This window comes from Bacteroidia bacterium (assembly GCA_039924845.1).
In the GTDB taxonomy this organism is placed as follows: domain Bacteria; phylum Bacteroidota; class Bacteroidia; order DATLTG01; family DATLTG01; genus DATLTG01.
The window spans coordinates 42417-53753 of the sequence record JBDTAC010000013.1; the positions used below are offsets into that span (position 1 = coordinate 42417).

Below are 11337 nucleotides of genomic sequence, written 5' to 3' on the forward strand. Positions count from 1 at the left end.
TTAACTAACATTATTTAGTCCTTGAAAGTAAAAAGTATTCTTGTTACACAGCCTAAGCCTGAATCGGAAAAATCACCTTATTTTGATTTAGCGAAAAAGCACAATGTAAAAATAGACTTCCGCGAATTTATTCATTTGGAAGGCATTCCCTCGCACGAGTTTCGCAAAACGCGAATTGTTATTTTGGAACATTCTGCCATTATTTTAACGAGCCGAAATGCGGTGGATCATTTTTTCAGAATCTGTGAAGAAATGCGCGTTACCGTACCGGACGACATGAAATATTTTTGTATTTCCGAGTCTACAGCTTTGTATCTTCAAAAACACATTGTGTATCGCAAACGAAAAATTTTTTATGGCAAACAAACCATGAAAGATTTGGGCGAAATCATCAAAAAACACAAAGAAGAAAAATATTTATTGCCTTGTTCTGATATTCAAAAAGAACAAATTACGGACATCTTAGACACGCAAAAAGTAAAATATACGAAAGCTGTTTTATATAAAACAGTGTGTAGCGATATCTCGGATTTGGCAAATGTAAATTACGATATATTGGTGTTTTTCAGTCCTTCCGGAATAAAATCCTTGTTTAAAAATTTTCCAAAATTTAAACAAAATAAAACGCGCATCGCCGCTTTCGGACCATCCACGGCAGAAGCAGTAAAAGAAGCTGGATTGAAATTAAATATTCACGCTCCGCAACCCGCTTCGCCTTCCATGACAATGGCTTTGGAACAATACATCAAAGAAGCCAACAAAAAATAAGCCTCTCAAAAAAATAATTTTTCGAAGCCGTTTTTTACCCTTCTTTTCGCGAAAAATAAATTTCTGTTGCCACAGAAAAACAAGTCCATTGAAAATAAAATTTATCTTTACCGCATGAAAAATTTGTTTGGTGTATTGGGTTACGTAAAAGGCTATTGGCGCTACGGTATTTCAAACATTATTTTTAATATTATCGCCGTTATTTTTTCGCTCTTTTCATTGACGATGGCGATTCCGTTATTGGATCTTTTGTTTCAAACAAATGATACAGATTATGTGAAAACATTGGCTGCTGGCGAACCGGCTTTTCATCTTTCGGTGAGCTCACTTTCCAATCTTTTCAATTATCGCATCACGTATATTATTGTGCAAAACGGTAAATTGCATGCGCTGTTAATGATGTGTTTGCTGATTACGGTTGTGATTCTTTTTAAAAATTTTTTCCGCTACATGGCGATGTATTTTTTGTCGCCCATTCGCAATGGCGTGGTAAAAGATTTCCGAAATGCTATTTTTAAAAAATCATTGGATTTGCCACTTTCGTATTATTCGGAAGAGCGCAAAGGCGATATCATGTCGCGCATCACAACGGATGTACAAGAAATAGAATGGTCTATTATGAGCTCGTTGGAAATGATTTTTCGCGATCCTTTCAACATTGTTATTTTTTTAGCGACGCTTATTTTTATGAGTCCGCAACTTTCTTTGTTCGTATTTGTACTGCTTCCCATCACTGGCGGATTGATTGCTTTGATTGGAAAAAGTTTGAAAAGGACTTCTGCGCAAGCGAAAGAAAAACTGGGAACTTTATTTTCCATTATGGAAGAAACATTAGGCGGATTGCGCATTATCAAAGGCTTTAACGCTGAAAAAATGGTAGGCGAAAAATTCCAAAAAGAAAATCAAGGCTATACGCGATTGATGATTAAAACATATCGCAAAGTAGATTTATCATCGCCGATGAGCGAGTTTTTAGGCACTTTGGTGATGATGGTGGTGATGTATTTCGGTGGAAAATTAGTGCTGAGTCCCGCACAAACGTTAAAACCTTCTGAATTTATTGATTACGTCATTATTTTTTCGCAAATCATTCCGCCCGCTAAATCCTTGACAACAGCGTATTACAACGTACAAAAAGGGTTGGCTTCCATTGATCGCATCAATAAAATTTTAGATGCAGAAATTTCCATCCGCGAAAACGAAAATCCAACAAGCATCACTACTTTTCAACAAGAAATTGCGTACAAAAATGTTTCTTTCGCTTACCGTAAAGGCGATACTGGCTGGGTGTTGCGCAACATTAATTTAAAAATAGAAAAAGGAAAAACGATTGCATTGGTAGGACAATCAGGTTCTGGAAAAAGTACGATGGCAGATATGCTTCCGCGTTTTTACGACATTGATGAAGGAGATATTTTAATTGATAATCATCCGATTAAAAATTTAAAAATAAAGGATTTACGAGCATTGATGGGTATTGTAACGCAAGAATCCATTTTGTTTAACGATACTATTTTCAACAACATTGCTTTCGGAATGCAAAATGTAACGGAAGAAAAAGTCATAGAAGCCGCTAAAATCGCGAATGCGCACGATTTTATTATGCAAACAGAAAACGGATATCTAAGTAATATTGGCGATAGAGGAAGTAAATTATCTGGCGGACAAAGGCAACGATTGAGTATTGCGCGTGCAGTTTTGAAGAATCCCCCGATTTTAATTTTGGATGAAGCAACTTCTGCGCTTGATACAGAATCGGAGCGTTTGGTGCAAGATGCGCTGAATAAATTAATGAAAAACCGCACCTCGTTGGTAATTGCGCATCGACTTTCAACGATTCAACACGCGGACGAAATTATTGTTTTGCAAAAAGGAGAAATCATCGAACGCGGCAATCACGCAGTATTATTGGCGAAAAACGGCGCGTATAAAAAATTGTATGATATGCAGGCGTTTCTGTAAAATACTTTCGCAGAATTTTTTTTCTGCAAGGAACTAAAAAATAAATTTTTGTATGCTAAAAATTTCTGTAAACAATCAAAAAATAATTTCCATTGATTTGGAAAATACCTCATCTAACAAAGGAAAAATGGATGGGAAAGATTTTGAATGCGATGTCCTTTCGGTGAAAAAAGATTTTTTTCACGTGATAAAAAATAACAAATCCTATTCTGTTGAAATCATAAAAACAGAACCGTCCGAAAAAAAAATTTCGATAAAAGTAAATGGCACTTTGTATGAATTATCCGTAAAAGATAAATACGATGAATTGTTGCACCAATTAGGTTTTGACGCATCCAACGCCAAAAAAATAAACGAAGTAAAAGCACCGATGCCCGGTTTGGTTTTGGAAATTTTAGCGCAAGAAGGAGCTTCCATAAAAAAAGGCGATCCATTACTTATTTTGGAAGCAATGAAAATGGAAAATGTCCTGAAAAGTCCAGTGGATGCGGTTGTAAAAAAAATAAACGTGCAAAAAGGAAACGCTGTTGAAAAAAATCAAGTGTTGTTGCAATTTATTTAGAACGAAAAAAAACGTCTCAAAAAAATAATTTTTCAAATCCGTTTATTTCTCGAATTTATATTCGCATAATGAAACATCAAATCCACTAAAGAAAATCAAATTTTTATTTTAAATTTGTCTTTTCTTTTTTCAGATTAATAAAAAAACCGCATGGAAAAAACAGTTGAAAAGAAGAGTCAGCCCGCCACTTTTAGTAAGGAAATATATTTGCAATGGTTCGAGAATATGCTGCTGATGCGCAGATTCGAGGAAAAAGCAAGTCAGTTGTACATTCAACAAAAAATCAGAGGATTTTGCCATTTGTATATCGGTCAGGAAGCCCTTGTAGCTGGCGCTGTTTCAGCAATTACAAAAAATGACAACATGATTACCGCTTATCGCGATCACGCACATCCCATCGGGAAAGGCATGAATCCGAAATATATAATGGCGGAATTATTTGCGAAATCTACTGGATGCTCTAAAGGTAAAGGCGGTTCGATGCACATGTTTGATGTGAAAAATAGATTTTTTGGCGGGCACGGAATCGTTGGTGGACAAATTCCTCTGGGTGCAGGTCTCGCTTTCGCAGAAAAATATAAAGGCACTAAAAATGTAACGCTGTGTTATATGGGCGACGGAGCTGTACGTCAAGGTGCGTTTCACGAAGCGTTGAATATGGCAATGACCTGGAAACTTCCTGTTATTTTTATCATTGAAAACAATCATTACGCGATGGGAACTTCTGTAGAAAGAACCAGCAACGTAACCGATTTATATAAATTAGGAAGTGCATTTGAAATGCCTTCTTTTCCGATTGATGGCATGTGTTGCGAAACCGTTCACGAAGCGATTTCTACTGCTGCGGAAAGAGCGAGAAAAGGCGAAGGTCCGACATTGCTCGAAATGAAAACGTATCGCTACAAAGGGCATTCCATGAGCGATCCAGCAACGTATCGTTCGAAAGATGAAGTGGAAGAATACAAAGCAAAAGATCCCATTGAACATGTTTTATTGCAAATCAAAAAAAATAAATTTGCAAGCGATGCAGACATCGAATTGATTGAAGCAAAAATAAAAAAAGAAATAGACGAAGCCGTTCAGTTTGCAGAAGAATCGCCTTATCCGGATCCATCCGAATTGTACAAAGATGTGTATTCACAAACCGATTATCCCTATATCATCGAATAATAAAATTTAATTTTTAGCTATGGCAGAAATAGTGCGTATGCCCAAATTAAGCGACACAATGACCGAAGGCGTTGTTGCAGCGTGGCATAAAAAAGTGGGAGATTCCGTAAAATCCGGAGAATTGTTGGCAGACATTGAAACGGATAAAGCAACGATGGAATTTGAATCGTTTCAGGATGGCGTTTTATTGTACATCGGTGTAGAAAAAGGCAAAGCTGCTCCAATAGATTCAATCCTCGCGATACTCGGAAAAAAGGGCGAAAGCATTCAATCTTTGTTAGACGAAGAATCGAAAAAAGCACCTGCAAAAAAAGAAGAGAGACCAGCGGAAGAACCGAAAAAAACAGCTCTCGTTGAACAGAAAAAGGAAATTGTTACAACGGTAAAAAATACGGCTCCCGAAAAAATAATTTTTGAAAGCACCACTAACGACGGTCGTTTGAAAGCATCGCCTTTGGCGAAAAAAATGGCGGAAGACAAAGGAATTGATATTTTACAAGTGCGAGGCAGCGGTGATGGCGGAAGAATTGTGAAACGGGATGTTCAATTTTACGCACCTTCTGGAAATTCTCAACACATTGTTTCTACCGAGAGTTATACAGAAGAGCCTGTTTCGCAAATGCGTAAAACCATTGCACGCAGACTCGCCGAAAGTAAATTTTCGGCACCACATTTTTATTTGACAATGGAAGTGGATATGGACGAAGTTGTAAAAACGCGCCAAACCATTAATACTGTTACCAACGTAAAAATTTCTTTTAATGATATCGTTATAAAAGCTGCTGCTGCTGCTTTACGCAAACATCCGAAAGTAAATGCTTCTTGGTTGGGCGATGTAATTCGTTACAACGAACACATTCACATCGGCGTAGCCGTAGCGGTGGAAGAAGGCTTATTAGTTCCGGTAGTGAAATTTGCCGATAACAAAACACTTTCTGAAATTAGCACTGCTGTAAAGGCTTTCGGACAAAAAGCAAAAGATAAAAAATTACAACCTGCCGATTGGGAAGGAAATACATTTACTATTTCTAACCTCGGAATGTTTGGTATTGACGAGTTTACAGCTATTATCAATCCGCCAGATGCCTGTATTTTGGCCGTGGGCGGAATTAAAGAAATACCAGTAGTGAAAAACGGACAAATTATTCCTGGAAACGTGATGAAAATGACACTTTCCTGTGATCATCGTGTGGTGGATGGAGCCATGGGCGCAGCGTTTTTACAAACGCTTAAACTATTGCTCGAAAATCCAGTCTTATTACTCGGAATGCAATCTATTTAATTCTCTAAAAATTAATTTTTATATTTACAAAAACAAATAAATGAAAAACATGAAAACAAAAATCTCTTATGTATTGGCTTGCTTCCTGATGTTAGGATTTTTCGCAGCCAATGCGCAATCGCAAAACGGAAATACACCAGAAATGCGCACGTCGAAAATAGTTATTGAAATGGTAAAAGCCTGCAACCTTTCTGCTGATCAACAATCTAAAATGAGTGCCGTAATTTTAGAACGCGAAAAACAAAAAGATGCAGACATCGCGCAATACAGCAACAACCCAGAAGGCATGAAAGCGGCGACAAAAGCCAGAAATCAAAAAGCAAAACAAGCAGCGCTAACGATTATGTCGCAAGAGCAATTAAACGCCTGGAAAGCCTATCGCAAACAAAAGAAAGAAGCAATGGAGGAAAAAAGAGAAAACCCGAATCCTGCTCCTCAAAATTAAGCTTTGAAAAAATAATTTTTCGAAAGCCTTCCGTTTAATAGAAGGCTTTTTTTTCGATAAAACTATTTGATTTGCATTCTTAGAAATTTGTTTTTATCTTGTATTCACAAATGAATATTTAGAAATAATATTTTCCCTTTTTTAAGTAAAAAAATCATTGTCAAAAAAATAATTTTTCAAACACCTTTATCATGAATATAATTACAAAAAAAATTTCTGGAATACTCGCTTTTTCTTTATTGATAGCTGTTTCTGGTTTTTCGCAAGCTGATTATTTGCATTGCGGAAGCAGCGAAGCCAATCAAAAAATTAGTCAAAAATATTCCAAACAAGTTGCTCAAACAACGGATGCTTTGGAAACTTGGACAAAAAACTATGTTCTTGCGCATCGTTTGGATCGTATTTCAAATGGAAATTCCACTCAGAGCTCAGCGCCATCGCCCATTTATACTATTCCCATTGTGTTTCACATCATTCACAACTACGGGGCAGAAAATATATCGGATGCGCAAGTGTACGACGAAATGAAGATTTTAAATCGGGATTATCGAAAAATAAATCCAGATACAACTGCCATTATTCCTTCTTTTAAAGGAATTGCAGCCGATGCAGGAATTCATTTTCAATTAGCGAATATTGATCCGAACGGAAATTGCACCAATGGAATTGATCGTATTGTTTCTACACTTACCTATAATGCTGACGATAATTCGAAATTAGACGATTGGCCCGATAGTAAATATTTAAATATTTGGGTAGTGGCGAGTATTGCGAACGGAGCAGCAGGATATGCTTATTTACCGCCCAATGCCCAATACATTCCGCAATACGATGGCGTACTTATTTTATCGTCTTATATAGGCAGCATTGGAACAGGTAGTCCGATTACATCTCGCGCATTAACACATGAAATTGGTCACACACTTAATTTAGAGCATCCTTGGGGAAATACCAATCAGCCAGGGGTAGCTTGCGGAGATGATGGCGTAACAGATACTCCTATTACGAAAGGCTTCACATCTTGCCCTTCTACGCCGAGCCAAGCTGCTATTTGCAATCCGCCCACCATCGAGAACTATCAAAATTACATGGATTATTCCTATTGCTCTTGTATGTTTACGCAAGGCGGCGTCTTGCGGATGCGCGCAGCTTTGACTTCCAATATAGCCAATCGGAATAATTTATGGTCTACATCCAATTTAATTGCTACTGGCACCAATGGAACTCTCGTAAATGTTTGTGCTCCAAAAGCAGATTTTATTGCCAATGCATATAGTGTTTGCGCAGGATCTGGACTCCAATTTACGGATGAATCATGGAACGGACATCCTACTTCATGGTTATGGACTTTCCCCGGTGGAACACCTTCAACATCTCCGGACTCAATGCCAACTATTATTTACAATACTCCTGGTATATATAATGTAACGCTCAAAGCTTCAAACGGAAGTGGAAGCAATACGCTCACAAAAAATTCCTATGTAACGGTAGAATCAACAACACCTAAATATACCGATTGGTTTTATTCCGATGGTTTTGAAAATTGCACCGCTGTTCCAAATACAGACTGGAGCGTAAACAATCCCAACAGCGATGTAACTTGGGCACGTACAACATCCGTGGCACATTCAGGTTCGGCATCTGTGTGGATTAACAGCAACAGCAATACTGCTGGAAATTACGATGAACTAATCAGTCCCTCCATAGATTTTTCTAAAATCACCAGTCCTACTCTTACCTTTTACTTGGCGTATGCACAAAAAAGTAGTACAACCAATGATCAATTGCAGGTATCGTGTTCTACTAATTGCGGACAAACATGGAATACCCGATACAATAAATCAGGAGCTACGCTTTCTACAGGCGGCGTACAAACAGGAAATTTTGTTCCAAATGGAAGTCAATGGCGGCAGGAAACGGTTTCTATTTCACCATTTGCCAGCAGCCACGATGTGCGTATTAAATTCAAGTTTGTGAGCGAAGCCGGTAATAATATTTATTTAGACGATATTAATATTTCTGGACCTGCTGGTGTTCCAGAGCGCTCTGGCGAACAAATAAATCTGGCTGTTTATCCCAATCCATTGGAAAACAACTCTGTTATTTCTTTCATTCTTCCCGATAAGGAAAATGTAAATTTAATGGTTTACGATATTTTGGGACGTCTTGTATCCAATTTAGAGAACAGCGAATTAGGCGCAGGAGCACACACGTATTCCATTGGAAAAAATAATTTGAAACCCGGTATTTATTTTGTGAAAATGATTGCGAACGGACATTTATTCGTCCAAAAATTAATGGTAAATCCATAAAATATTTTTTACGATGAAAAAAAATATCTTTCTTTTTTCGATGATTCTTTTCGGAATACACACTGCATTTGGGCAAACCACTGCCGTAAAAGACGAACTAACTGTCAAGGAAAAAATGCTTTGTAAAACATGGACGATGGTTTCATCGGAGCAATTTGGAGTGGCGGAACAAGCTACTGCCGCAGAAAAAAAGGATGGAATCAGCTTTTCGGAAAATAGAACCGTAACGCTTACGCGAGAAGGGAAAACAGAGCAAGGCACTTGGAAAACCAATAAAAACCAAACCTATATTTATATTTCGATTGATAATTCGAAAGATAAAATACTCTTTAAACTCATCAGCGTCAGCGAGAATGAACTTGTGTATGAATATCAAGATCCGGAACTTATCCGTACAGCTTATACTTTTGCGGCTTCGAAAAAATAATTTTTCAAATTGATTTTTCATTCGTATATCGTAGTTCTTCAGAATATTTGGAAATTGGATCAAAAATCCGATATTCGCAGCCTATTTATCTAAAAACAAGTATGAAAATTAAAACATTTTTACCTTTAGCTACATCATTAATGATGATTTACTCTTGCGGAAATAAAAGCAAACAAGCTGACAACACAAAAACTATTTCTCCGGACAATCCATTCCTGACAGCAAGTACATTGCCTTTTCAGGCTCCTGATTTTACAAAAATTAAGGACAGTGATTTTAAACCAGCTATCGAAGAAGGTATCCGTCAACAATTGGCGGAAGTAGAAAAAATAGCAAACGATTCTGCTACTCCAACTTTTGAAAACACATTTGTGGCACTGGAGAAAAGTGGGCAAATGCTTCGTAGAGTGAATGGCGTATTCAATTTATTAACGGGCGCCAATACGGATTCTGTATTAGAAAAAGTATCTGAACAAGTTGCACCGGAACTTTCCGCAGCTGGCGATGCAATTGATTTGAATTCAAAATTATTTAAGCGCGTAAGTACCATTTACGCTGAAAGAACGCAGCTAAAATTAGATTCTGAATCTGTTCGTTTGATAGAATTTTATTATCAAAAATTTGTATTGGCAGGTGCTAATTTATCTGACAATGCGAAAGACAGTCTGAAAAAGCTGAATGGTGAAGAAGCGAGTTTGATGGCAAAATATACCAATCAATTGCTTGCTGCTGCCAAGGCTGGTGCTTTAGTAGTAAGCGACAAAGCAGAGTTGGCAGGTCTTTCAGACGAGGAATTAAATGCCGCTGCTCTCACAGCTAAAAAAAATAATCAGCCTGGAAAATGGATGATTGAATTACAAAATACAACGCAGCAACCTGCATTGCAAGAATTGACCGTGCGCGCTACACGTCAAAAACTTTTTGAAGCATCTTGGAACCGTGCAGAAAAAGGAGATTCTAACGATACTCGTTCCACTATTTCACACATTGCGATGATTCGTGCACAGAAAGCGAAATTATTAGGTTTCAAAAATTATGCTTCGTGGACATTGATGGATCAAATGGCGAAAACAGAAGGAACCGTAGAACAATTTTTACTTCGTTTGGTGCCTGCTGCTACCGCAAAAGCAACGGAAGAAGCAGCGGATATCCAAAAAGTAATTGACCAACAAAAAGGTGGATTTCAGTTGCAAGCTTGGGATTGGGATTTTTATGCAGAACAAGTGCGCAAAGCAAAATACAATTTAGATGAAAATGAAATAAAACCCTATTTCGAGTTAAACAGCGTTCTGCAAAATGGCGTGTTTTATGCAGCTCATGCGCTTTACGGAATAATCTTTAAAGAGAGAAAAGACATTCCCGTTTATAATAAAGATGTACGAGTATTTGAAGTATTTGACAAAGACGGAACTTCGATGGCTCTGTTTTATTGCGATTATTTTAAACGTGAAAATAAAAACGGTGGCGCTTGGATGGACAATATCATTGGACAATCAAAATTACTGGGAACAAAACCAATTATATTTAACGTTTGCAATTTTACGAAACCTGCCGACGGACAACCTGCGCTCATCAGTTTTGACGATGTTACTACTATGTTTCATGAATTTGGACATGGTTTACATGGCATGTTTGCAAATCAGCAATATTTAAGTCTTTCGGGAACAGCTACTGCGCGAGATTTTGTTGAATTTCCTTCTCAATTTAATGAGCATTGGGCTTCTGATCCGCAAGTATTCAAAAATTATGCGAAAAATTACAAAACAGGCGAACCAATGCCACAAGAATTGGTAGATAAAATTAAAAAAGCAGCCACCTTCAATCAAGGATATGATTTGACAGAAATTTTGGCAGCAGCCGATTTAGATATGCAATGGCATTCTTTATCTGCCGATAGTCCTTTACAAAATGTGGATACTTTTGAAATCCAAGCTTTGCGCAGAACACATCTTGATTTACCGCAAGTGCCGCCACGTTATCGTTCCAGTTATTTCTTACATATTTGGAGCAATGGATATGCGGCTGGTTATTATGCTTATTTATGGACAGAAATGTTAGATGACGATGCTTTTGCTTGGTTTCAAGAACACGGAGGACTTACACGTGAAAACGGTCAGCGTTTCCGCGATATCATTTTGTCGCGCGGCAATACCGAAGATCTTGCCACCATATTTAGAAAATTCAGAGAAAGAGATCCAGACATTCAACCGATGTTGAAAAAACGTGGTTTGGTGGACACAAAAAACTAAGTTGAAAAATTAATTTTTCAACGCAAAAAAAGCACGAACATTTGTTCGTGCTTTTTTTGCGTTGAAAAATTAATTTTTCAACTTAGTTTTTTGTGTCCACCAAACCACGTTTTTTCAACATCGGTTGAATGTCTGGATCTCTTTCTCTGAATTTTCTAAA

General features: G+C 37.5%; 9 protein-coding genes. All 9 read left to right on the forward strand.

All coding sequences use genetic code 11. From position 1 onward, the window contains the following. Positions 1 to 21: 21 nt before the first annotated feature. On the forward strand, positions 22 to 768 hold the full coding sequence (locus ABIZ51_01805) for a uroporphyrinogen-III synthase (protein MEO7087509.1): 747 nt from the start codon (positions 22 to 24) through the stop codon (positions 766 to 768). A 114-nt stretch (positions 769 to 882) separates the two neighbouring features. Further along, the gene (locus ABIZ51_01810; protein ID MEO7087510.1) at positions 883 to 2730 is read left to right on the forward strand and encodes an ABC transporter ATP-binding protein; all 1848 of its coding nucleotides are present in this window, start codon (positions 883 to 885) and stop codon (positions 2728 to 2730) included. A gap of 52 nt (positions 2731 to 2782) precedes the next feature. Beyond that, positions 2783 to 3292: a biotin/lipoyl-containing protein gene (locus ABIZ51_01815; protein ID MEO7087511.1), complete on the forward strand. Its 510-nt coding sequence runs from the start codon at positions 2783 to 2785 to the stop codon at positions 3290 to 3292. 150 nt (positions 3293 to 3442) lie between these two features. Continuing rightward, positions 3443 to 4462: a pyruvate dehydrogenase (acetyl-transferring) E1 component subunit alpha gene (pdhA, locus tag ABIZ51_01820; protein MEO7087512.1), complete on the forward strand. Its 1020-nt coding sequence runs from the start codon at positions 3443 to 3445 to the stop codon at positions 4460 to 4462. A 19-nt stretch (positions 4463 to 4481) separates the two neighbouring features. After that, a complete protein-coding gene (locus ABIZ51_01825; protein MEO7087513.1) occupies positions 4482 to 5744 on the forward strand; it encodes a pyruvate dehydrogenase complex dihydrolipoamide acetyltransferase in 1263 nt (420 codons plus the stop codon). Between the two features lie 49 nt (positions 5745 to 5793). Continuing rightward, the gene (locus tag ABIZ51_01830; GenBank protein ID MEO7087514.1) at positions 5794 to 6189 is read left to right on the forward strand and encodes a hypothetical protein; all 396 of its coding nucleotides are present in this window, start codon (positions 5794 to 5796) and stop codon (positions 6187 to 6189) included. 191 nt (positions 6190 to 6380) lie between these two features. Beyond that, on the forward strand, positions 6381 to 8501 hold the full coding sequence (locus ABIZ51_01835) for a M43 family zinc metalloprotease (protein MEO7087515.1): 2121 nt from the start codon (positions 6381 to 6383) through the stop codon (positions 8499 to 8501). Between the two features lie 13 nt (positions 8502 to 8514). Continuing rightward, entirely contained in the window at positions 8515 to 8928 is a 414-nt protein-coding gene (locus ABIZ51_01840; protein MEO7087516.1) for a lipocalin family protein, read from the forward strand. Between the two features lie 101 nt (positions 8929 to 9029). Then, entirely contained in the window at positions 9030 to 11177 is a 2148-nt protein-coding gene (gene dcp / locus ABIZ51_01845; protein ID MEO7087517.1) for a peptidyl-dipeptidase Dcp, read from the forward strand. The last annotated feature ends 160 nt before the right edge of the window (positions 11178 to 11337 follow it).

What these genes read in the sequence shown, in the direction of transcription:
- ABIZ51_01825 (MEO7087513.1), top strand. Translation starts at nt 4,482, where the DNA reads ATGGCAGAAATAGTGCGTATGCCCAAATTAAGCGACACAATGACCGAA.
- dcp (MEO7087517.1), top strand. Translation starts at nt 9,030, where the DNA reads ATGAAAATTAAAACATTTTTACCTTTAGCTACATCATTAATGATGATT.
- ABIZ51_01840 (MEO7087516.1), top strand. Translation starts at nt 8,515, where the DNA reads ATGAAAAAAAATATCTTTCTTTTTTCGATGATTCTTTTCGGAATACAC.
- ABIZ51_01815 (MEO7087511.1), top strand. Translation starts at nt 2,783, where the DNA reads ATGCTAAAAATTTCTGTAAACAATCAAAAAATAATTTCCATTGATTTG.
- ABIZ51_01830 (MEO7087514.1), top strand. Translation starts at nt 5,794, where the DNA reads ATGAAAACAAAAATCTCTTATGTATTGGCTTGCTTCCTGATGTTAGGA.
- ABIZ51_01835 (MEO7087515.1), top strand. Translation starts at nt 6,381, where the DNA reads ATGAATATAATTACAAAAAAAATTTCTGGAATACTCGCTTTTTCTTTA.
- pdhA (MEO7087512.1), top strand. Translation starts at nt 3,443, where the DNA reads ATGGAAAAAACAGTTGAAAAGAAGAGTCAGCCCGCCACTTTTAGTAAG.
- ABIZ51_01810 (MEO7087510.1), top strand. Translation starts at nt 883, where the DNA reads ATGAAAAATTTGTTTGGTGTATTGGGTTACGTAAAAGGCTATTGGCGC.